This window comes from Streptomyces collinus, from assembly GCF_031348265.1.
In the GTDB taxonomy this organism is placed as follows: Bacteria; Actinomycetota; Actinomycetes; order Streptomycetales; family Streptomycetaceae; genus Streptomyces; species Streptomyces collinus.
Window position 1 is genome coordinate 1,070,518 of record NZ_CP133771.1, and the last position, 22,326, is coordinate 1,092,843.

Consider the following 22,326-nt stretch of genomic DNA (forward strand, 5'->3'; position numbering starts at 1 on the left):
CACCCGCCCCCGTCGCTCCCATGTGCCTCAGTTCTCCGTGTCCTCGCTGCCGTCCGCGTCCTTGGCCGCCGGCTGGGACCGTGCGGACTTCGCGGGTTGGGCGGCCGTCTTCTTCGCGGTCCTGGCCGGCTGCGCCGCCTTGCGGCCCCGGGCCGTCCTGGCGGGCGCCCTGGGCTCGGTGACGGCCACGGCCTTGGTGGCGGCGCCGGCGGGTTCCGGGGCCTGAGGCTCCGGCGTGAGCGGTGCCTCCGGCACGGTGCCCGGGGCCGGTGCGCCGGGCGCCCCGAACGGCAGCACCCGCACCTCGGGCCGTTCCACCGGCTTCGCCGGCACCGGCGTCTCGCGGCCGTCGATGAGGACCAGCACGGCCTGGTAGACGACCGACAGCGTGTAGGGCGTCTGGTGGAGCATCCCCCAGAGCTTGGACGTCTCGTCGACGTCCATCACGGTCGGGGTGAACCGCACCCGCTGCACCGCGTCGGCGAGGTCGCTGCCGCCCAGGTGCGGTCGCCGGCCCGCGAGTTCGATGATGTCCCGGGGCAGCACGGGCGTCTCGTGCAGCGTGCGCACCACCGAGCCGATCAGGCGCTGCCCGACCAGTTCGGCTTCCTCGCCGTAGGCACTGATGAGGTAGTGCAGGTCGAGCGCGGCGGCGGGCCTGCGGACCAGCGTGCCGTCGGAGGCCCGGGCGGGCAGGTCGTTGTTGCGCTGCGAGGTGTTGGGCGTGACCTGGTACAGGAACACGGTGATGGTCGGCTCGGCCGGCGGGTCCGCGGGCGGCTTGCGCGGCTCGACCTTGACCGCGATGTCGATGTCCGGGGGCAGGTTGTCCTCGATCAGCAGGGCGAGGGCCTGGGTGACGTGGGCGAGGGCAAGTGCGTTGCTCATGGCGTCAGTTCCTCGGTCCCTCTCCTCGTCGTGTCGCTTCTCGTCGTACGTGTGCGTGCGGGTGGCCGCTCACTCGCGCCCCCTGGCCAGGTAGTCCGCCAGGCTGACGGTGGTCCGCGGGCGCTCCGCCTCCCGGGGCCGGGCCCGGCCGCCGCCCTGCGGCGTGCCGCCGGCCGTGACCTCCAGCCGTCCGATCTGCACCCGCACGACCTGCTCGGCCGGTCTCCCCGGGCGCCGGGCCGCGGCCTGCCGGACGGCGTCCCGTGCGGCCGCCGTGTCCGCCGCGCTGGGGAGCAGCGGGGCGGACACGGCGGGGGGAGCGGCGTCCGCACCAGGGGGGGTCGGTGCGGGCGCCGCGCTCGTGGGGGCCGTGCCCTCGGGACGGTCCCGGCCCGCCGCGCGGCGCGCGGTGCCGGGGACCGGCCGCAGCGCGGGGCGCACGGGCGGGGCGGGACGCGGCAGCGGTTCCCCGGGCTCGGCGGGCCGGACGGGGCGGGCCGTGGGTTCGCCGGGCGCGGGGGTCTGCTCGGTCCGTACGACCGTCCGCTCCCGTTCGGTACGGACGACCTCGCGGGCCGCCGGGGGTGCCGGGGCCGGCCGGGTCTCGGCGGTGGGGGCGGCGGCCGGCCACAGCGGCTCGGCGCCGTCCGGGGCCGGTGCGGTCGCCCGGACCGCTTCGGTCCGTTCGAACGGTCCGGCCAGCCGCGGCCGTACCAGCACCACGCCGGGTCGCCGCGCGGCGGGTGACGCGTGCCGGGCGAGCAGCCGGTCGAGGAAGTCGGGCTCCGGCCGCCCGTCCGGGGTGGACTCAGACATCCGCACACAGCTCCAGGTAGTAGCGGCGCCGCAGCGGGCTGAGCGCCAGGATCTCCGGCTCGCTCCAGCCGTACGCGGTGGCGAGCAGATGGACGTCGAGCAGGAGGTCCCGGGCCCAGGCGTCCAGTTCGGTCCACAGGTAGGAGGCGATGTCCAGCTCGGCCCGGGTGCCCTTCCCGCAGTCGGGGCAGGCGACGGTGAGCGTGACGTCGCCGCCCGGGTCGGCGGCCTGGGCGGCCTCGGCGATCCGGCGCTGCACGGCGGCGGGCAGCGCGTCCGCCGCGACGGGCTGCCCGTCGTGTACGGCGTCGGCCACGCACCGCGCCAGCAGGGCCCGGCGCGGGTCGGCCGCCCGGGCCGCCGCCGTCAGGTCGGCGACGCCGGGCACCCGGAACCGGACCTCCCAGCCGTCCTCGGCGATCCGCACCAGCGGTTCGCCCCGGCCGGCCAGGCCGCGGGCGAAGTCCCCGGCGTCCAGCTCGAACTCCATGTCCGCGCCGCACGCCGAGCAGTCCAGGCGCACCTGCATCCGCTCGCCGAACAGCGCCCGGCGCAGGGCGAACAAGTCGGCTTCCCGCTCCCCGACCGGCAGCGCCAGCAGTGCCTGCTGATCACCGCCCAGGTCCGGCCGGGCGGCGAGGTGCAGCAGCAGGGCGCGCCCGGCCGGGTCCTGGGCCAGCCCGCTCTCCCAGGTGGCCAGAACGTCGGCCGCCTGTGTGATGGCCATGCCTCCCCCAGTACGTGCCCCATAGGGGCGCGGGGAACTGCGCGACCAGCCCCCACGAACCCGCAGACGAACAACAACCCCACCGCGGCGCCGACCAGCGGAGCGCTACGCCGGGTTCAGGAACGAGGGCTCCTCCGGCTCGGGCACCTCGTAGTCCCGTTCCCAGCCCTCGCATTCGAGCTTCAGCGACTGGATGGCGACCGCGTTGGCGTTGGCGTCCAGTTCGCCGAGGACCTGGTACTCGCTCGGCCAGGTCCGGTACAGCTTGTGCGAGACGGCGACCTGCCCGGCCTCGTTGAGGACCTGGATCACGATGTCCTTGCGGAAATCCGCCAGGGACACCTCCGAGCCGAGGCCCGCGCCGACCTGCCAGACCTTGTTGGCCCAGCGGTCGAACTCGGGGTCGTGGGTGACGCCGCGTTCCAGGGTGATGCCCTCGAACTCGGAGCGGCCCGGCGACTTGCGCGGGGAGGAGGGGTCGCCGCCGTGCCGGTGCTTGACGACCTCGGTGGTCCGCTTCAGCGGACTGATCTTGCTGATGCCGGCGACCGTCCGACCGTCCCACAGGACCAGGAACTTGAAGTTCTTGTACGGGTCGAAGCGATGGGCGTTGACCGTGAACTCTGCCATCGAAATGTCCTCAGGGGTTCCTTGGAGCTTTCCTTAGAGCGCGAACTGCCCGGACGTCTGCTGGATCCTGACGACCACGAACTCGGCCGGGCGGACCGGCGCGATGCCGACCAGGACGTTGACGACACCGTTCTCGATGTCCTCGGCGGTCGTGGTGTCGGCGTCGCACTTGACGAAGTAGGCCTCGCGGGGCGTGCCGCCCTTGAAGGCGCCCTGGCGGAACAGCGTGTGCAGGTACGAGGAGGCGGCGAGCCTGATCTGCTGCCACAGGTTCTCGTCGTTGGGCTCGAACACCACCCACTGCAGGCCCCGTTGCAGGCTCTCCTCGACGTGCAGCGCGAGCCGCCGGACGGGGACGTACTTCCACTCGCTGTCGAGGGCGTCGGAGCCTTCCAGGGTGCGGGCGCCCCAGACCACGGGGCCGGTCACCGGGAAGGTGCGCAGGCAGTTGACGCCCAGCGGGTTGAGCAGGCCGGTCTCGCGGTCGGTCAGGTCGACCGTGAGCGAGTGCACGCCGGCGAGCCGGGCCTCGGTGCCGGCCGGGGCCTTCCACACGCCGCGCTCGGAGTCCGTACGGGCGATGACGCCCGCGACGGCGCCGGACGGCGGGAAGGATCGCAGCCGGCCCGTGAGCGGGTCGGTGAGCTGCAGGTGCGGGAAGTACAGGCCCGCGTGGTTGCCGCGCACGGCGTCGAAGGCTGCGAGTCCGGCGCGGGCCGTGTCGACGCTGACCCAGGTGCCGGGCGCGTCGACGAGCAGGAAGATCCGCCGCTCCTGGCACAGGCGCTGCGCTGCGGAGACGACGGTGAGGGCGTCCTCGGTCTTCTCGTAGGCGGCGAGTTCGGGCAGCGCGAGCAGGTTGACGTCGGCGACGCCGCGCAGCGCCTGGATGCCGGACTTGTCGGCCTCGGAGCCGATGAGGTCGCGCGGCCCGGGCGCCTCGCCGTCCTCGCCGCCCTCCAGCGGGAAGACGGGCGGGTTGACGGAGGCCTCCAGGCCCAGGTCGTTGGCGCACTCGCCGAGGAAGCGGACGACGTCGTCGGGGTCGGTGGAGCCGGCGACGACCTGGACGCGGCGGCCGAAGGCGGTGACCTCGGCGCCGGCAAAGGCGTGCTTGCCGGGCGCGTCGGGCAGGGCACGCAGCTTGCGCTCCAGCAGCAGCGCCAGCTCGGCGACGGAGGACGGGGCCTCGCCGTCACAGTCGGGGTCGAAGAGGGTGAACTCCCGCTCCACGTCGCCGATCTTGACGGTGAGGTCGACGGCGAGGTCGGGCAGCTCGTGCCCGAACGGCTTGGAGACGGTGCCGGACGGGTCGGGCCGGCCCTCGCCGACGACCTCGACGCGGATCAGCCGGGAGCCGGCGTTGACGACGGTCTGCACGTACCGGCCGTTGGCGGGGTCGGTGGACAGGCCGGTGAAGCTCTCACGGGCCTCGCCCTTGGCGTCGAAGACGCGCAGGTTGAAGGTCTCGTCGGGGCAGGGCGTGTCGTGGTCGACGGCGACGCGCAGGCCGTTGCCCCACACGCCGGGCTCCTTGGCGTGCACGGCGAGGGCGCGGCTCTCGCTGTGGCCCTCGGTGGATTCCAGCGTGACGCAGGCGGCCTTGCCGCTGCCGGCCTTGGCGACCCGGACGATCACCGCGACGGTGCCGCCGTTGCCGAAGAACTGGTGGACGGCGTAGCCGACGGCGCTCCGGGCGCTCAGGCCCCCGAAGCGGCGCTCGAATTCGGTGAAGCTGGTGACCCGCACCGGCTCGTTCAGCGGACCACGCCGGGTGTGGCCCACGAAGGCGGTCACCGAAGTGGTCAGGGTCGAGATGGTGCGGGTGCTGCTGGGAAGCTCTTCGACGTAGACACCGGGATACGTCGGCTTGGCGGCGCTCACTGCACTCATCGGCATTCCCCCTCCTGTCCCTGTATCGGGCACCCGATGAAGGCACCAAGAGGCGGTGAGGGAGGGACGTTCCGGGTGGTGCGCGAAGGTGCCACTCACCCCGTCGGCAGTGGTCACGCGCACGTCATCAGTTCCCCCGTCGGTGCCCGTGCTGTCGGTCGCACGGGCCAAGCGCATCGCTTGTGACTCCTGATGCTCAAGTGCTCAACCCACCCTGCTGGGTTCGGAGTTGGCCGAACAAGACGGGTTCTGGCCAGCACGGCGGAAGGTTTTGTGAAGGCAAACTTCCCGGATCCGCACATCGCGCCCGCGCGCCCTCGTGAACCGGTCCACACCTCCCGCACACCGGTGGGCCGGAGGGGCGGACGGCATGCCTGATGGACCCGCGTCCGCGGCGGCGGCGTCCGGCGCTCCTCGACTTCTCCCCGAGTCGCACACACCGTTCGGTGGCCGAATCCGTCGGGGCGGTATGGACGCGCACGAAGTTGATCGCGGACTTACGGGACGCACCCACGGGTGCCCCCTTTCGACCGGGACATGCCCGACCCAAACGCCAGACCACGCCACCCCTTCCGGGCCGTAGAAATATCTACGAGCATGGCTACGGCCGGGCGGCACGCGGAACCCGCGGGTCACCGGCCCGTGTCCCGTGCGCGCCCGACCGCGGCGCCGCCGACTGTGCTGGGGTGGCCATGCAGAGCGTCATGTGGAAGCAAGCCGTCGAGTGGCTCGCCGCGGCCGCCACGGACCCCCAGGAGTGCAAGCGGGAGTGGGACTACGGCGCGGGAACGGTGCTCGTGGAGGCCGGGCGGTACTGGGACGTGCTCAGCGTCCCCGACCGGCTCGGCCTCCTCGCACTGGACATCCTGTGGCGCGATCCGCTGAAGGTGCCCGGCCCCACCCTGGTGGACTGCGCGGCCCGCAGAGTGGGGTTCTTCCTGCCGCCCGACCCGGTCAGCGAATGGATCGGCTTCGGCGTACGGCACGTCGGCCGGGGCTCCTGGGTCGCCGTGCCGCCGCCGTACCGGCCCGCCGGCCGTCTGGAGTGGCTCGTCCCGCCGGACGGAACCGGCGCGCTGCACACCCCGGGCACGCTCGAATCGGCGCTGCGGGAGGCCAGTGGAACCCTCGCGGTGCTCGCGCCGGTCAGCGCGGAGCCGGCGGTGCCGGACGGCTGGTGAGACGGGCTCCGGCAGAGAGCCCAGCGATCCCCGGGCGGCGGCCGGAGGCAGGGCGGGTGCCACCGGGGGCGGCCCCCGCCGGGTTCCGGCCGGCAGCGGGGTGAGGAGCCGCGGCGACGACCGGGCCCATGTGCCGGCCGGCGGGCCAGGAGGTGACGGCGGTCCAGGTCTCGCTCTCGGCCGGTGCGGCGAAGGAGACCCACTGGCCGTCGCGGTGCTCCGGGACCGTGTGGCCGCGCGCCTCCCACTCGGCGACCAGGGCCGCGTAGATCGGCGGGTGTCCCGTGTATCCGGCGGTGAGTTCGGCGTACGAGCGGGGCGCGGCGTCGTTCCCGGGAAGCCGCCGCGCCGTCTCCGTGCTGTCCATGCCAGGGGAACGCGGCGCCGCACACCGGTGGTACGCGGGCCGGGCCCCGTCCGTCGGGTCGAGTGAACCCGTCACCCGTTCGGCGGCACGGGGGCACCGGACAAACATCCAGTCAGGCGGTCGCACGTTCAGAACAGCTGACCCGGTCCGGCGGAATTCTCGACCGGGGCGGGCGCATCCGGTAACACTGACCTCACGCCGAGAAACCGGTACGACGGCAGGGAGAGGCCATGTCACAGCGCCCTGACCTCAAGCAGCGCAGGGCCGTGCTGGAGCACGAGTGGTCCCGCTGGGTGCCGCGGCTGAGCGTCCCGGGCGCGCGGCCGGGCGGCACCGCGACGCTGCGCCACGAGGTGACCGAGTCCTGGGCGCGTTCGCTGGGCAGTGTGGACCCGGGCCGGGACAGCGCCCCGGTCACCGACGGCGGCGAGGTGCACGAGCGCTGGACGTCCTCACCGCTGTACCGGCCGGTGTCCGCCCTCGCCGGGGAGCTGCACAGCATCGCCGAGGACGCCGGGTTCGTCACCGCGGTCACCGACGAGGCCGGCACCATCCTGTGGACCTGCGGCGGCCCGACCATGCGCCGCCGTGCCGAGCAGGTCAACTTCGCGCCGGGCGGCCGCTGGGACGAGCAGGCCATGGGCACCAACGCGCTCTCCCTCGCCCTGCGCACCGGCCGCCCCAGCTCCGTCTTCTCGGCCGAGCATCTGGTGTCCGCCCTGCACGGCTGGGTCTGCTACTGCGCCCCCGTGCACGGCCGCGACGGCCGCGTCCTCGGCGTGCTGGACCTGTCCACGACCTGGGACCGCTCGCACCCCCTGGCCATGTCCACCGTCCGCACGCTGGTGTCGACGATCGAGGCCCGACTGACCACGGAGGCGCCCCGCCCGGGCCGGCTGCGGCTCACGTGCCTGGGCTCCGAACAGGCCGTGCACGAGGGGCGGCCGCTCCCCCTGCGCCCCCGCCAACTGGAGATCCTCACCCTCCTCGCCCTCGAACCCGAGGGCTTCTCACCGGAGCGGCTGCGGGCGGCCCTGTACGGCGACCGGCCGGTCACGTCCTCCACCTTCAAGGCGGAGATCTCCCACCTGCGCCGGGCGCTGGGCGGTGCGATATCCCCCCGCCACTACGCCCTCACCGCGCCGGTGTCCTGCGACGCCGCCGATGTCCTGCGCGCCCTGGAGCAGGGCGACACGGACACCGCGCTGCGCCGCTGGGGCGGACCGCTCCTGCCCCGCTCCGAGGCTCCCGGCATCGAGGAGTGGCGCACGCGCCTCGAAGTGGCGGTACGCGAGGCCGTGCTGGCGAGCACGCGCGCCGAACACGCCCTGCGCTACGGCGAACGGGCCCCGTACGACACCGAGGTCCACGAGCACGCGCTGCGGCTGCTCGGCCCGGACGACACGCGCCGCGCGATCGCGAGGGGCCGGCTGACGGCGTCCCTGCGCGACTGACGTCCGCGCCCCGCGGCACCAACCTTGCGCCAACCTCCCGGGAGCACAGTGAGGGACGTCGCAACCGTCCCGCACCGCCCTTCACCGAGGAGAGCCGCCATGGTGTACGCGCAGCCAGGAACCGAAGGCAGCATCGTCACCTTCGCCCGCCGCTACGACAACTTCATCGACGGCGACTGGACAGCGCCCGTCGAGGGCCGCTACTTCGAGAACCCGACGCCCGTGACCGGCAAGGTCTTCTGCGAGGTCGCCCGTTCCACCGCGGCCGACGTCGACCTGGCCCTGGACGCCGCGCACCGGGCGGCCGACCGGTGGGGCCGCACGTCCACGACGGAACGCGCGAACATCCTCAACAGGATCGCGGACCGCATCGAGCAGAACCTGGAGAAGATCGCGGTCGCCGAGACGTGGGAGAACGGCAAGCCGGTCCGCGAGACCCTGGCCGCCGACATCCCGCTGGCCGTGGACCACTTCCGGTACTTCGCCGGAGTCGTCCGCGCGCAGGAGGGCAGCATCGCGGAGATCGACGCCGACACGGTCGCGTACCACTTCCACGAGCCGCTGGGCGTGGTCGGGCAGATCATCCCCTGGAACTTCCCCATTCTCATGGCCACTTGGAAGCTCGCCCCGGCCCTGGCCGCGGGCAACTGCGTCGTCATCAAACCGGCCGAGCAGACCCCGGTCAGTCTGCTCTACGTCATCGACCTGATCGCCGACCTGCTCCCGCCGGGCGTGGTCAACGTCGTCAACGGCTTCGGCGTGGAGGCGGGCAAGCCCCTGGCGTCGAGCCCGCGGGTGGCCAAGGTGGCATTCACCGGCGAGACCACGACCGGCCGCCTGATCATGCAGTACGCGAGCGAGAACATCATCCCCGTCACCCTGGAACTGGGCGGCAAGAGCCCCAACATCTTCCTGCCCGACGTCATGGCGGCCGACGACGACTTCCTGGACAAGGCGGTCGAGGGCTTCGTGATGTTCGCCCTCAACCAGGGCGAGGTCTGCACCTGCCCGTCCCGCGCCCTCATCCCCTCCTCCATCTATGACGACTTCATGGCCCGCTGCGTCGAACGCACCCGGGCCATCGTCGGCGGCGACCCGCTGGACCCGGCCACGATGATCGGCGCGCAGGCGAGCAACGACCAGTACGAGAAGATCCTCTCCTACCTCGACATCGGCAGGAAGGAGGGCGCGGAGCTCGTCACGGGCGGCAACCCCCGCGCGGTGCCCGGTCTGGAGGGCGGCTACTACATCGAGCCGACCATCTTCCGCGGCACCAACGACATGCGCATCTTCCAGGAGGAGATCTTCGGCCCGGTCGTCTCGGTCACGACGTACGACTCGGTCGACGAGGCCCTGAAGATCGCCAACGACACGCTGTACGGCCTCGGCGCGGGCGTCTGGACCCGCGACGGCAACACGGCGTACCGCCTGGGCCGCGAGATCAAGGCGGGCCGGGTATGGACCAACTGCTACCACGCATACCCGGCGCACGCGGCGTTCGGCGGCTACAAGAAGTCGGGCATGGGACGTGAGACGCACAAGATGATGCTCGATCACTATCAGCAGACGAAGAACCTGCTGGTGTCGTACTCGCCGAAGAAGCTGGGCTTCTTCTAGGCACAGAAAACGGGTGCCTGACCTGGGCAGATGCCCGTCAGGCGCCCATCTGCATGTACCGGACGGGCTGTGGGAGATCGCGAAGGAGCTGATCCCGCCGCCCAAGGTGCGGCCGCAGGGCGGCGGAACGCAGGACACGCCTGATGAGACGCTGTTTGCCGCCGTCGGCTACGTCCTGGTCAGCGGTTGCGCCTGGCGCCAACTGCCGCCTTGCTTCGGGATATCGAAGTCGACTGCCCACCGCCGTTCCTGACCTGGTCGAGAGCCGGTGTCTGGGGCCGCCTGCACGAAGCCGTGCTGCACCGGCTCGACGACGCCGGCCTCATCGACGTCACCCGCGTCGTCCTCGACACCGCCCACGTCAGGGCTAAAAGGGGGGATGAACAGACAGGTCCGAGCCCCGTGGACCGGGGCAAGCCGGGTTCCGAGATGCACATCCTGCCGGACGCGAACGGACTGCCCCTTACGCACGCTCCGCCACGCCCGACGGATGACTGGACCGCCGAGGCTACCGCCCGACTCTCCTTGGTACAGCAGATCACCGGTCCGCAGGGAGTAGGGGGCCGTCGTATGCGCGCTGGGTCGTCAGGGCTCTAGGGTCGCGCCAATGACACCCGTGCAGGGCTCGGCGGGCGCGCTCACTCTGTGCCGCCGCAAGGCGGAGGCGACCGAAGACGGCAGCGGGGCCTCCGGATCAGGTCGCGGACGGTGGGCGGGACGACGGGGGTGGCCTGGGTCCTGACAAGTCGCGTGCCGTGGCCGCGCGTTCAGGTCGCCGCCCGTGAATACCACCTACCGGGCAATGATTTCAGGCCGTGCCGGGGCCGTAAATCGGCCACGCCTTGACCGTCACAGCACCCTCGTAGAAGATCCTTCCGAAACCCCGCTAACGGGGAGCGGAGGAGGAGTAACGTGAAAAGGCTTGGAAAGTCAGTACTGTTCGCCATTTCGGGCGCCGCACTTGCGGTTTCCAGCGTAGCCACCCCTGTGGCGGCCTACGACCCTCAGAGCGGAACCGGTACCGGCAATTCCGCGGTTCAGGCCGGTGGCGGCCTCATACCCGGGAAGCCCGTCATCCACAAGAGAGGTGACGGCGTCGCCCCGCCGAAAGAACTGGGTAACCCCTCCGAGTGGGGCGTGGTAAAGCTGGAAATCAACAAATCGGCCGTTCAGATCAAGGAGAATACCTGCCAGAATGTGACTCATGGCAAATGGTGCTATGGGTACGATCTGGTGTCGGCCGGAAAGAAGTGCTACTCGAACTACATCGCTGATGTGAAGCACAAGTCAACGGTCAGGGTGCGGAACGTCGATCATTCGAGTGGCTGGGTGGCGAAGGGGAAGACTTCCTACGCCAACTCGACACAAGGTGCGGCGTGGACCTGCCACGCCTTTTACAGCAACGAATAAGCAAGTCCGCCACGATGAGGGTTGATCTCCCTCGGATGGGCCATGGCTCCGGGCACACACGGCCCGGAGCCATGCCACGTCAGGACCGGAACGAGGAGAGAGTGAACTTTTCGGGTGCTCGGGTCGCGTCCTTTGCGGTGCCACTCGGGCTTGGCCTGTTGCTTGGTCTGACAGGGCCTGTCGCTGAGCATTGGGGTGGTCGTCCAGGTACGGCCGTGGGCGCCGTTTTCACAGGCGGGTGGCCGTGGGCCTGTTACGCATTCCTGGTGGGTTATTACCGTCGGTCCAAAATCGAATCAGTTGTCCTCGCGTCTCTAGGGCTGGCTATCGGTGTCGTGGCCTACTACCTGACTAAGGAAATCCTGACCTCCCTGGGCGGACTGGATTCCTCAGGCGCGAATTCATCCGGAATTGCGCTCTGGGGTGTGCTGGCCTTCTTCCTCGGAGCACCCCTTGGGCTCCTGGGGAACCTCGCACAGGCGCCGGGCATCGGGGGCCTGTTCTTCCGGCTGCTTGTTCCCCTGGTGGCCTTTTATGAGACTTCCATGCGTCTGGAGACAGAGGCGCGCGGGCCGAGTCAGGTTGTTCTGGGCACCTGGACCACCGTTCGGTTCACGGCTGTTGCCGTTGCGATCGCGATGGTGAGCCACACGGTCTGGGGTTGGTGGAGGTCTCGCCGAATTCGCTCCGCCGGGGTGGGCGTCGGCTAGCGTCCAACCGCCCCTGAGACCGTGTTCTATGTGGTGAGGCGGAGGAGCGGGGTGCCGAGTCCGTACCACAAGCAGACGAAGAACCTGCTGGTGTCGTACTCGCCGAAGAAGCCGGGCTTCTTCTAGACATCACGGGGAAGGGCGCCTGACCGGGCAGACACCCCGGGCGCCCTTCGCGGCACGTCCTGGGCGAGGAACTTGGCGTGGTCGCGGCGCGCATCGCTGCGACCGTCACGGGGTTTCGAAGAACACGGCCTGGTTCTTGCCCGCGGTTTTGGCTCGGTACAGGGCGATGTCGGCGTCCCGCAGCGCTTCTGCCGGCGTGGTCGGCCTGGTGATGCTCCGTGCTCCGATGCTCGTTGTCACGTGGACCGCATGGCCACGGTCGAGGATGAAGCTGTCCATGAAGGAGTCGAGGATCCGCCTGGTGTAGTCGAAGAGTGTGCCGGCGTCCACGCCTTCCGCGAGGAGTGCGAACTCGTCCCCGCCGAGCCTGGCCACCATGTCCTGCTCGCGGACCCTGGACGTCAGCCGCCGGGCGACGTCGACGAGCAGTTCGTCGCCGGACGGGTGGCCCAGGGTGTCGTTGACTTCCTTGAAGCCGTCGAGATCGAGCATCAGCAGCGCGGCGGGGAAAGAGGCGGAGCACCGGCTGAGAGCAGACTCCAGGCGCTGGTCCAACAGCGCTCTGTTGGCCAGCCCCGTCAACGGGTCGTGGGTCGCCTGATGGCTCAGCTGCTTCTGGAGCTCTTCTTGCTCTCGCAGTGATGCCGCGAGGTAGCGCGCCTTTGTCCGCGCTTCGATGGCCCTGCTCTGGGCGTACTGGGCGAGGAACGCGATGCGCAGCACCAGCAGCAGCGAAAGAGCCGCCAGCATGCCGACGATCACCGTGATGTTCACGGGCTGGCCCCGGATGCCCCCGACATTGGCCAGCACGATCAACGGCCCCACCATGATGAGGGCGATCAGGATCGACAGTCGCTTCCGGGGCATCCTCTCCTTGCCGTCCGACAGTTGTGTCGGCCAGCCGACGGACGGGTGCAGCGCCGCGGCCCCCAGAAGGAGGGACGAGACCATCCACCCCACTTCGGACACATCCTCCGCGATCGCGGTCCCGGTCGTGGCCATCGTTCCGTAGTAGAGGCCGTCGGCGGTGAGAAGGACCAGCAGCCATCCGCTGCACAGAAGAATCGAGGGGGTGCGCTTGCCGGTGGTGAGCAGCAAACGGGCGGCTACGGACAACAGCACCAGGTCGGCGACGGGGTAGGCGATGGACACCGCGAGCGGCCACGCGGACAGCTCGCTGCGCAGGTAGGGGGCGATGATGAACGCCCACGACAGGATGCCGAACCCCAGCGTGACGATTCCAGCGTCCAGCCACCCCGCCCAGTGCAGGCGGCCTGAATGCTGCCGGGCCAACGTCACCAGCCCCGCGGCGAACAGCAGGTAACTACCCACGTAGAGGATGTCGGCCGCACCCGGGAACGGGACCTCTGCGTCGCGGACCTGGTACAGGCCCCAGATGGCGTCCGCCACCGTGTACGGTGCCATTGCCGCCGCGAAGAGGAGCCACGGAAGGAACGAGGGCGGCCTGTTCCTGATCACTCCGCCCGCGATAGCGAAGACGACCGAGGCGGCTATCAGTACGGGCAGCATGTAACGCGCCGCGGAGGCGGTGACCAGATAGATGACGATCATCATGGCCCCTGCTGCGGCATACACCCAGGCCGTCGCATCACGGCGGGCGGGCAACAAGACTTGCATCTTGCCCACAGGCTCTCCTTCCCTCCGGCCAGTACGCGCGCCCAGGAGGCGATATCCGGGCGGCTCGTCAGCCGGGGTCGCGGCCTGGAGGGTGAGAGCGGACCGTCTCGAGGGTGCGACAGGTCCGGTCGAGTTCGTCCTGGAGGCGGGGAGCGGCCTCGGCCAGTGAGGTCGGCTCTCCGGCCCTCGCGTGCTCTTCCAGCTCCTGGCAACGGGCGGCGAGGCTCACGGCGCCGATGTTCCCGGCAGCGCCTCTGAGGCTGTGTGCCTGGTCTGCGATCTCCTGCGAGTCGTGGCGGTCGAGCGCGTGGAAGAGCGCGCTGGTCATCTCGGGGGCCCGGACGAGGAAGTGGTCCACCAGCCGGTCCACCAGTTCGTGCTCGGCCGGGGAGCCGGCGCCGCGCAGTTCGTCCAGCCGCTGCTCGATGGAGACGCGCAGGTCCTCGTTGCCCGCCTGTGGTGGGGCGGCATTGCCTGCCTGTGGTGGGGCGGTGTGGACCCAGCGCGCGAGGGCTTGTTCCAGCTCGTCGGCGCTGACAGGTTTGGAGATGTAGTCGTCCATGCCCGCGGCCAAGCACTTTTCCCGGTCCTCGGCGAGGGCACCGGCGGTCATGGCGATCACCGGCAGGTGGCCGTGGTCGCCTTCCCGGCGGCGCAGTTCACGGGTGGCGGTGTAGCCGTCCATCTGGGGCATCTGGCAGTCCATGAGCACAGCCTGATAACTGTGCTCCTGGGTCATGAGCAGGGCTTGGGCGCCGTCGGCGGCGATGTCCGTGCTGTAGCCGAGCCGGGTGAGCAAGCCCTGGGCGACCATCTGGTTGATCTCGTTGTCCTCGACCAGCAGGAGATGGCCCCGGTGGGCTGGGTCGGGCGCGGTGGGAGCCGGCGCTGCCGGAGCCGACGCGGCCACCGGCGATGTCCGGGTGGCGAGTTCGACCAGGGCGTCCAGGAGCTGGGACTGGTGGACGGGCTTGGACAGGCTGCGAGCGATGCCGGCAGCGTGCAGCTCGGCGGCGGGCGGCTGAGTGCCGGAGGTGAGAAGCAGCAGCTGTACCCGGGCGAGGTTCTGGTCGGTGGTGATCCGGCGGGCGAGTTCCAGGCCGTCCATGTCGGGCATATACATGTCGACAATGGCCAGGGTGAAGGGACGGCCCGCCGCCTCCGCCTCGTGCAGGGCCACCAGGGCCTGGGGGCCGCCGGCGACCATGGTCGGCCCGATGTGCCACCTGCGCAGCTGCGCGTCGAGGATCAGCCGGTTGGTGTCGTTGTCGTCGACGACCAGGACCCGCGTCCCACGAAGGATGTCGGGGTGCGGTGGGCCCGGGGGCTGTTCGGGGGCGTCGGGGGCGCGCACCGGTACGCAGAAGGAGAAGGTGCTGCCCTGGCCGGGCCGGCTGGTGACGCCGATGGAGCCTCCCATGGCCTCGGTGATCCTGCGGCAGATCGCCAGACCCAGACCGGTGCCTCCGTAGCGGCGGGTGGTGGAGGCATCGGCCTGGGAGAAGGCGTCGAACATCCGCTCCTGATCGGCCGTGGCGATGCCGATGCCGGTGTCGGCCACCTCGAACCGCAGCCATGGCGCCTGCTCCGCGGGGGGCCGGGCCGGGGCCGGGCGGGCACGGAGCACGACCTCGCCCGCTTCGGTGAACTTCACAGCGTTGGACGCCAGATTGAGCAGGATCTGCCGTAGCCGGCCGGAGTCCCCGAGCACCATCGCGGGCAGGTCGGGATGGCAGTCGCTGAGCAGTTCGAGGCCCTCGGCCTGCGCGGTCTGCGCCACCAGCGAGACGACCTCCTCCACCAGCACCTGCGGGCTGAAGGCGACCTCGTCCAGTTCGAGCTTGCCCGCCTCCAGCTTGGAGAAGTCGAGGATGTCGTTGATCAGCGTCAGCAGTGCCGTGCCGGCGGCATGAATGCCCTCGGCGTAACGCCGCTGCTCGGCATCCTGTTCGGTGCCCAGCAGCAGCTCGCTCAGTCCGATGACGCCGTTCATGGGGGTGCGGATCTCGTGGCTCATCGAGGCGACGAACTGCGACTTCGCCTGGGACGCGGCGATCGCCTGGTCACGCGCCTCCGCCAGAGCGGCTTCGGCCTGCTTGCGCTCGCTGATGTCCCGGATGAAGGCGTTGAAGCAGCGGGCCTTCGCCGACTTCAGCCGCCACACCGCCAGTTCGACCGGGATCTCATGACCGTCGTGATGACGGGCGGTGAGCTCGACCTGACCGCCCAGCACATGAGACTCTCCGCCGGCCAGCACCCGTTGCAGACCGGCCTTGTGCGCGGCGTGGTACCGCTCAGGAATGATCGTCTCCGTCAGCGGACGGCCCATCGCCTCGTGGTGGCTGAATCCGAACAGCTTCTCAGCGCTCAGGTTCCAGTCGATGACCAGGCCGTCCTCGTCGATGGAGACGAAGGCGTCCCGGGCGGTCTCGATGACCGAACGTGCCTGATCCTGCAACAGCCGCAGCGCTTCCTCCCTGCGCCGCTGCCCCTCCGCCTCACGGATGAACCCGCGCACTTCGAGCGGCTCGCCTGCGGGGTCCCGCACCACCCAGCACGTCATCTCCGTCCACATCGAGTGCCTGTCGGCATGCCGCAGACGCAGACACACCGCCACCCGGCCGTCGCGGAGCAGATCGCGCTCGGCCCACTCGAATTCCTCCACATCGGCCGGATGGACCCAGGACTTCACCGAAGTCCCCACGATGTCCTCGGCCGGACGGCCCAGCAATTCCTGCCCTGCGGAGGACACCTCCCGGTAATTTCCCTCCAACGTCCGGCGGAAGACCATGTCCGGGGAATTCTTGAGCAGCAGCCGAAACCGCTCCTCGTCGTCGGCCGCGTACTGCCTGGGTGTGGGTGTCGATTCCGGTTCCATCGTCCGCCTCCACATTTCGGGCGCGACCACGAGGCGCGGCCGGGACCACCGAACAGACCGGTCGCGACGGTTTGGGTGCGGCGTGCGATGACGGCGATCAAGCGATCCGCTCGTCGGACACATCAAGCAAAGAATGAACCACTGAAGATCGCAAATCGAGGAAGCGGAGGTTGAACGGGTTGCGACCGGGCTGCGGCGTTCGGGGAGCCCGGTTGCCGGGCACCCGCATTTCATGGCTTTGGTGACAGCCCTCTGACTGCCCTTCAACCTTCGAATACGACGCCAAGTCGTGACAACGGACCGTCACCACCGCCGTGACTCCCCCGCGGCACACGCCGCCCGCGGCCGCTTCAGACGTGCCCGGACCGGAAGGCGTACCACCTCCAGGACGACACCGCCGAACACTCAGGCTGCGACAGCGCCGTTCAGGCGGAGTCCGCCGCACCGTTCGTACCGCTGAGCGGCAGCCAGGTGGTGATCGTGGTACCCCGGCCCTCTTCGGAGCGCACCTGCGTCCGGCCGCCGTGGTTCGCCACGATCGTGTGCACGATGGTCAGCCCCAGACCGGTTCCCGGGATGGCCTGCTCGGTGGCGTTCGAGGCGCGGAAGAACCGCTGGAAGAGCTTCTCCTGTTCGGCCGCGGGGATGCCGATGCCGGTGTCGCTCACGCTCAGGACCGCCTCCCCGTCCTGCGCGTCGGCCCGTACGCTGACCGTCCCGCCGCCGCGGGTGAACTTCACCGCGTTGGACAGCAGGTTCATCAGAACCCGGTCGAGTTGTTCGCCGTCCGCCTCCAGCACCAGCGGCTGCTCGGGGCAGTACGTCTCCAGTCCGACCGAGGCGGCCTCGGCGGCCGGTCTCATCGCGTCGGCCGCCGAAGTCACCAGCTGTCGCAGGTCGATCGGTGTCTTGTAGGAGGTGAACGCTCCCGACTCGATCCTGGAGAGCGTGAGCAGGTCCTCGATCAATGCCCGCAGCCGGTTGGCGTTGCGGTCGACGACGTCCAGCATGCGCACCTGGGGCGGGGAGAGCGGACCGGTGTCCTCGTCCTTCAGCAGCTCGATGTATCCCACGATGCTGGTCAACGGGGTGCGCAGCTCATGCGAGACGGTGGACAGGAAGTCGCTCTTGGCCTGGTCCAGGGCGCGCAGCTTGTGCACCAGGCTCGACTCCTTCTCGTACAGAAGTGCGGTGTGCAGCGCCCGGCCGACGCCGCCGGCCATGGACTCGGCGATTTCGATGTCCACCGGACGCCAGGGGTGGTCGGCGCTGGTACGGGCCACGGACACGGCACCGATCGGTTCCTCCCCCACCCCTATGGGGATGATCACCGCCGAGTCCAGGCCCAGCGCCGCCGCGGCGGCGCGGTTCTCGGCCGGCATACCGGTCTTCCCGAAGGAGCCGGGGGCACCTGGCATGGGTGTGGCGTCGGGCACGTACCGGGGCAGGTCGGTGACCAGCCAGGGCGTTCCCCGCCGGTAGTGGTCGCGGACCACCTCGGCCGGGAACGTCGGTATGCGCCTTCGCTCCTCGTCGGACAACAGGCCCCGCTCCGCGGACCACACCCGGGCCACGGGAAACCCGGAACCGTCGTCCTCGGCGAGCAGGATGAAGACGTAGTCGGCGGCCAGGACCTCGCCGATGCCGTTGCACGCCACGTCGAGGACATAGCCGACCTCGAGGCGGTCCCTGATCCGGATGCCGGTCTCCTTCGCGGCCGTCGACAGGCGCTGCCGTTCCTGCTCGACCGCGCGCAGCCGGTCCCTCTCGTCCGCGAGCAGGTTGACGGACCGCGCCACCGCCCGGATCTCCTCCGGCCCCGTCACCTCGGCCCGGGCCGCATGGTCTCCGGCGGTGAGCCGTCCGAGTGTCCGCTCGGTTCTCCGCAACGGCCCGGTCAGGGCGCGCGTGGTGTGCACCGACGTGTACACGGCCAGGGCGAGGGCAGCGACCAGTGCGGCGCCGAACCCGGCGAAGCCCGCCCGGATCGCCGTATCGGCGCGGTCCTCCAGACGCTGCTCTTCTTGGCTCATCTGGTCGTTCAGGCGGGCGTTGGTCACCTCGAACGCGTTGAACCGCCGGGTGGCCTCACGGGTGAGCTCGACGGCCCGCTCGCTTCCCGGAGTGGTGTTCGCCTGGTCGTCGGCTACGCGCAGATACGCCTCGATCTGCCGTTGCTGCGTCGCGACATCGCCTTCGTCCGCGACCTCGTGCGCACGGATGTCGCCGCTGATCGACGCAATGCTCTCCCGGGCCGCACGGAAGGCAGCGAGCTCACTCCGGTCGCCCGTGACCAGGTAGCCTCGCATCGAACGCTGCGCGCTGATACCCGCGTTGAGCAGGCGAACGTTGTCGTCCTGGGCAGGGTGCACGTGGCCGGTGATCCGGTCGCGGTGGCCTTCCAGCACCAGCGCGCCGATCAGTGTGCTGGCCCCGCACAGCGCGATCAGGAGGGTCAACAGCCCGAATGCGAGGCCGAGTCGGTGCGCCACCCGGCCGCCGCCCTGCCTGAAGGCACGGCTCATACACGATCACCTCCCTTCTCCGTCACCTGGCCGGGAGATTCGAATCCGGCCCGGGTCATGGCACCCCACACCTGGGGGGACTTGCGCAACCCGTCCCACATGCCGCGCAGCCGCCACCACGCTGTCAGCTGGCGGTATCCGATGTTCTCGGCCACCACCCCGACGAGGCCTCCCCATACGTCCCGCCACCGCGTGAACCGGTGGAAGGCGTACTCCTCCACCGCGACCGACACCATGCCGACGACGACGGCGTAGACGTAGGCGACGACCAGGAAGCGCCACAGGAAGTCCGCGTTCACCGCGCCCATCAGGACGCCCAGGGGCACGAGAATCAGCCCCGCGAGCTCCACCAGCGGGGCCAGCAGTTCGAAGACGACGTAGAAGGGCAGTGCCACCAGGCCGATCCGGCCGTAGCGGGGATTACCGACCATGCGGCGGTGCTTGAGCAGGATCTCCGTCAGGCCGCGGTGCCAGCGCCGCCGTTGGTGGGCCAGGACCTTCAGCTTGGAGGGCGCCTCGCTCCAGGAGATCGGCTCGGAGACGAAGACGATGCGGTAGTCGCGGCCCTGCTCGCGCATGTGCTTGTGCAGGCGGATGACCAGTTCGGCATCCTCGCCGATGCAGTCCGGGTCCATCCCGCCGACCGCCACGACCGCGTCCTTGCGGAAGAGACCGAAGGCCCCGGCGATGATGAGCAGGCTGCCGAGCTTGGACCATCCGGTGCGGCCGAGCAGGAAGGCGCGCAGATACTCGACGACCTGAACGCGTCCGAGCAGGTCCGGGGGCACACGCGCCTCGACCACGCGTCCCGCCACGACGGTGCAGCCGTTGGCGAGGCCGACCACGCCGCCGGAGGCGACCACCCGCTGCGGATCGTCACAGAACGGTTTGGCCACCGCGAGCAGCGCCTCGGAGTCGAGGATCGAGTCGGCGTCCACCATGCACACCAGCGGGTAGCGGGCCAGGTTGATTCCGACGTTGAGCGCGTCGGCCTTGCCGCCGTTGTCCTTGCGGGCCACCACAAGGCGTACCGGGCCGCCTCTGGGCAGATGGACTGAGGTGACCCTGCCGCGTACGGGGATGTCGTCGGGCACCACGTACTCCACCTCGGCCAGGTCGAAGGCTTCCCGCAGGGCGTCCAGCGTGCCGTCGGTGGAGCCGTCGTCGACGACGACGACCTCGAACTCCGGGTAGCGCAGCAGCAACATGGCCCGTACCGCTTCGGCGATGCCGGCCGCTTCGTTGTGCGCGGGCATGATCACGGAGACGGGTGGGGTGAGAGGACTGGTGGCGGCCTCGTCATGGCCCGCGAAGGGAGCCCTGCGCAGCGTTCTGACGAACTCCCCGAGGGCGATGAGGATCAGCACCAGATAACTGGTGTTGATGGCCAGGAAGTACACGATCACCACGCTGTCGCACACGGTGATCAGCGTGTGCAGCGCACCCAGCAGCGACGCCCACGGTTCGCCGGTTGCCACGCTCACAGTGCCACCTCGGCGCGAACGTCGTGGCGGGCGGCGCCGACCGCCGATTCGGCGAGCACGGCTCTGGCCTGGGCGGCGGCCGGTCCGCGGGAGATGTCGTCGGCCGCCGCGTGCAGCTCGGCCCGTCCTTCCGGGCCGAGTTGCAACAGCGCGCGGGCTGCGGCGGCTGCCACATGCCGGTCGGGGTCGCCGAGCAGCTCCGCCAGCGGGCCCGTCGCGGCGACGGCTCCCAGAGTGCCGAGGGCTCCGGCGCCCACCATGCGCAGGGCGACCGGCCGACCGGGCCGGACGGCCGCCAGCAGCGGCTCCAGGCCCTCGGGCATGCCCAGTCTGCCCAGCGCGCGTGCCGCTTTGACGCGGACTTCGATCTGGGGATCCTCGCGCAGTGCACGAGCGATCTCTGATGTATGGGAGACCACACCGGTCGCGCCGAGGACCTCGATGGCCACGGCTCTGGCGAGAGGTTGCGGGTGTTCCAGCCCCGCGGCCACACTCCGCTGTGCCTGCGGCCCCAGGGAGACCAGCGCCCTGATGACCGCGGCGGGTGGCACGGCCCGCGGTCCGTTGAGGGACTCCAGCAGGTACGGCACGATTTCCGGTCCCCCGCACCGGCCCAGCGCCCGTGTGGCGGCCAGGCGTACCTCGGGGTCGCGATCGGCCAGCAGACGGCACAGTGACGGGGCGGCGGGACGGTGGCTGAGCTGACCGAGCACCTGCGCGGCGCGCCCCCGCCGGACCGCGCTGCGGCTCGACAGGTCGGCGACGGCGTCCACGGCGGCCCCGCGCAGCTCGTACAGGCGCACCAGCGCCGCGCCGGCCCCACCGGCGACCTTGCCCAGCAGCGCGGTAAGAGTCGGCTCCAGGGCGGTCCAGGTCCTTCTGTCGATCTCCGCGAGCCGGTTCAGCAACTCGGTCTGCTCATCCCCCTCCGCGCACAGAAGCTCCATCAGGGAGCCGCGCACCGGTGCCGAGATCCGCTCGCGTCTGCGCTCTCGGTGCCTGCGGACGAAACGGTTGGCGACGATGAGCAGGCTCAGAGCCAGGACGACGGCCAGCAGGCCCAGCAGCGCGCCACGGACGATGCCGGGGGAAATCACCGTTCCACCCGGTTGAGCACCGCCGTGACCCTGCTGGAGAGCTCTCGCGGGCTGAACGGCTTGATGATGTAGTCGTCGGCTCCTGCCGCGAAGCCGACCTCGACGTCCGCTTCCTGGGACCGGGCGGTGATCATGATGACGGGGAGTGTCGCGGTCTGGGCCGTGGCGCGCAGTTCCCGGCACACGTCCAGACCCGACATGCCCGGCATCCGGATGTCGAGCAGTGCCAGGTCCACGGTGTTCTCACGCGCTGCCCGGAGCGCCGCCATGCCGTCTTCCACGGCCGTGACCTGGTGACCGCTCTGGGTCAGCTTGAACGCCACCAGATCCCGGATGTCCGCGTCGTCGTCAGCGATCAGGACATGAGCCATTACTCCTCCTGAGACTCCTGGGACTCCTGGGCCACAGAGCTCCGGTAGGAGTCAACGAGCCGCGCCACGGCCGACTGGCGGAACGGCTTGGCCAGCACCTCGTCCGCGAGGCCGATCAGATCATCCGGGTCGAGCACCGAGGTGACGACGAGACGGCATTTCCTCGTACGGTCGTCCGCCCGCAGCCTGCGGACGACCTCCCGTCCGTCGATGCCCGGCAGCATCACGTCGACGACCGCGATGTCCGGCGGGTCGGCAAAGGCGAAGCCGAGCCCCTCCTCCCCCGAGTGCGCGACGGCCACGGGGCATCCTCGCTCGCGGAAGTGACGCTCCAGCAGGGCGCTCACATCCTGGTCGTCCTCGATCACGAGTACGCGCGGTGGGAACATCACCGTCCTGTCCACGAAGTCGGACTGTCAGTCACACATTAGAACTGTTGGTGAACTTTCACCACATATGCACCATAAGCCCCATCGCGGCATCTAGATCATCACAGACTGTGACGGGAAGCTCC

Annotated in this window: 18 protein-coding genes and 1 pseudogene; 6 read left to right on the plus strand and 13 right to left on the minus strand. The window is 70.3% G+C overall.

Annotation, left to right across the window (positions count from 1 at the left end):
* Positions 1-27: 27 nt before the first annotated feature.
* From RFN52_RS04750 to RFN52_RS04770, 5 genes are all read right to left on the minus strand, one after another.
* Positions 28-888, minus strand: a complete 861-nt coding sequence (locus RFN52_RS04750; RefSeq protein WP_184842768.1) for a Pvc16 family protein — start codon at positions 886-888, stop codon at positions 28-30.
* A gap of 69 nt (positions 889-957) precedes the next feature.
* Positions 958-1,704, minus strand: coding sequence for a hypothetical protein (locus tag RFN52_RS04755; protein ID WP_184842771.1), 747 nt, complete (start codon positions 1,702-1,704; stop codon positions 958-960).
* Complete coding sequence (locus RFN52_RS04760; RefSeq protein ID WP_184842774.1) at positions 1,697-2,431, minus strand: T4 family baseplate hub assembly chaperone; 735 nt, start codon at positions 2,429-2,431, stop codon at positions 1,697-1,699. The genes RFN52_RS04755 and RFN52_RS04760 overlap by 8 nt, the downstream gene beginning before the upstream one ends.
* A gap of 105 nt (positions 2,432-2,536) precedes the next feature.
* A complete protein-coding gene (locus tag RFN52_RS04765; RefSeq protein ID WP_004003113.1) occupies positions 2,537-3,061 on the minus strand; it encodes a phage tail protein in 525 nt (174 codons plus the stop codon).
* Positions 3,062-3,094: 33 nt separating this feature from the next.
* Positions 3,095-4,960, minus strand: coding sequence for a phage tail sheath subtilisin-like domain-containing protein (locus tag RFN52_RS04770; protein ID WP_184842777.1), 1,866 nt, complete (start codon positions 4,958-4,960; stop codon positions 3,095-3,097).
* Between the two features lie 686 nt (positions 4,961-5,646).
* Between RFN52_RS04770 and RFN52_RS04775 the strand changes: the two genes are divergently transcribed.
* Positions 5,647-6,135: a hypothetical protein gene (locus RFN52_RS04775; protein ID WP_062925428.1), complete on the plus strand. Its 489-nt coding sequence runs from the start codon at positions 5,647-5,649 to the stop codon at positions 6,133-6,135.
* Here RFN52_RS04775 and RFN52_RS04780 read toward each other — a convergent pair.
* Complete coding sequence (locus tag RFN52_RS04780) at positions 6,101-6,502, minus strand: hypothetical protein (protein WP_184842782.1); 402 nt, start codon at positions 6,500-6,502, stop codon at positions 6,101-6,103. The genes RFN52_RS04775 and RFN52_RS04780 overlap by 35 nt on opposite strands.
* A 230-nt stretch (positions 6,503-6,732) precedes the next feature.
* On the opposite strand from RFN52_RS04780, the gene RFN52_RS04785 reads away from it, so the two are divergent.
* The 5 genes and pseudogenes from RFN52_RS04785 (at position 6,733) to RFN52_RS04805 (ending at position 11,693) form a co-directional block, all read left to right on the plus strand.
* Positions 6,733-7,956, plus strand: a complete 1,224-nt coding sequence (locus RFN52_RS04785) for a sigma-54-dependent transcriptional regulator family protein (RefSeq protein WP_184842785.1) — start codon at positions 6,733-6,735, stop codon at positions 7,954-7,956.
* A gap of 99 nt (positions 7,957-8,055) precedes the next feature.
* Positions 8,056-9,573 carry an aldehyde dehydrogenase gene (gene adh, locus RFN52_RS04790; protein ID WP_184842788.1) on the plus strand — a complete coding sequence of 506 codons (1,518 nt, stop codon included), beginning with the start codon at positions 8,056-8,058 and terminating at the stop codon, positions 9,571-9,573.
* A 49-nt stretch (positions 9,574-9,622) separates the two neighbouring features.
* Positions 9,623-10,038, plus strand: a pseudogene (locus RFN52_RS04795) (transposase); the annotation flags it as partial.
* Between the two features lie 447 nt (positions 10,039-10,485).
* Positions 10,486-10,983, plus strand: coding sequence for a lactococcin 972 family bacteriocin (locus RFN52_RS04800; protein ID WP_184842791.1), 498 nt, complete (start codon positions 10,486-10,488; stop codon positions 10,981-10,983).
* Between the two features lie 266 nt (positions 10,984-11,249).
* Complete coding sequence (locus tag RFN52_RS04805; RefSeq protein ID WP_229856864.1) at positions 11,250-11,693, plus strand: hypothetical protein; 444 nt, start codon at positions 11,250-11,252, stop codon at positions 11,691-11,693.
* Positions 11,694-11,924: 231 nt separating this feature from the next.
* On the opposite strand, the gene RFN52_RS04810 is transcribed toward RFN52_RS04805, so the two are convergent.
* The 7 genes from RFN52_RS04810 to RFN52_RS04840 all read right to left on the minus strand — a co-directional run bounded on the left by RFN52_RS04810 (position 11,925) and on the right by RFN52_RS04840 (position 22,216).
* Positions 11,925-13,457: a diguanylate cyclase domain-containing protein gene (locus RFN52_RS04810; protein WP_311241210.1), complete on the minus strand. Its 1,533-nt coding sequence runs from the start codon at positions 13,455-13,457 to the stop codon at positions 11,925-11,927.
* Positions 13,458-13,524: 67 nt separating this feature from the next.
* Positions 13,525-16,335, minus strand: a complete 2,811-nt coding sequence (locus RFN52_RS04815; RefSeq protein WP_184842800.1) for a response regulator — start codon at positions 16,333-16,335, stop codon at positions 13,525-13,527.
* Between the two features lie 425 nt (positions 16,336-16,760).
* The gene (locus RFN52_RS04820; RefSeq protein ID WP_184842804.1) at positions 16,761-18,860 is read right to left on the minus strand and encodes an ATP-binding protein; all 2,100 of its coding nucleotides are present in this window, start codon (positions 18,858-18,860) and stop codon (positions 16,761-16,763) included.
* Positions 18,857-20,344 carry a glycosyltransferase family 2 protein gene (locus RFN52_RS04825; protein WP_229856861.1) on the minus strand — a complete coding sequence of 496 codons (1,488 nt, stop codon included), beginning with the start codon at positions 20,342-20,344 and terminating at the stop codon, positions 18,857-18,859. The genes RFN52_RS04820 and RFN52_RS04825 overlap by 4 nt, the downstream gene beginning before the upstream one ends.
* Positions 20,341-21,441 carry a HEAT repeat domain-containing protein gene (locus RFN52_RS04830; protein WP_184842807.1) on the minus strand — a complete coding sequence of 367 codons (1,101 nt, stop codon included), beginning with the start codon at positions 21,439-21,441 and terminating at the stop codon, positions 20,341-20,343. The genes RFN52_RS04825 and RFN52_RS04830 overlap by 4 nt, the downstream gene beginning before the upstream one ends.
* Positions 21,438-21,812: a response regulator transcription factor gene (locus RFN52_RS04835; RefSeq protein ID WP_102909533.1), complete on the minus strand. Its 375-nt coding sequence runs from the start codon at positions 21,810-21,812 to the stop codon at positions 21,438-21,440. The genes RFN52_RS04830 and RFN52_RS04835 overlap by 4 nt, the downstream gene beginning before the upstream one ends.
* Positions 21,812-22,216, minus strand: a complete 405-nt coding sequence (locus tag RFN52_RS04840) for a response regulator (RefSeq protein ID WP_184842810.1) — start codon at positions 22,214-22,216, stop codon at positions 21,812-21,814. Before RFN52_RS04840 ends, RFN52_RS04835 begins: the two co-directional genes overlap by 1 nt.
* Between the last annotated feature and the right edge of the window lie 110 nt (positions 22,217-22,326).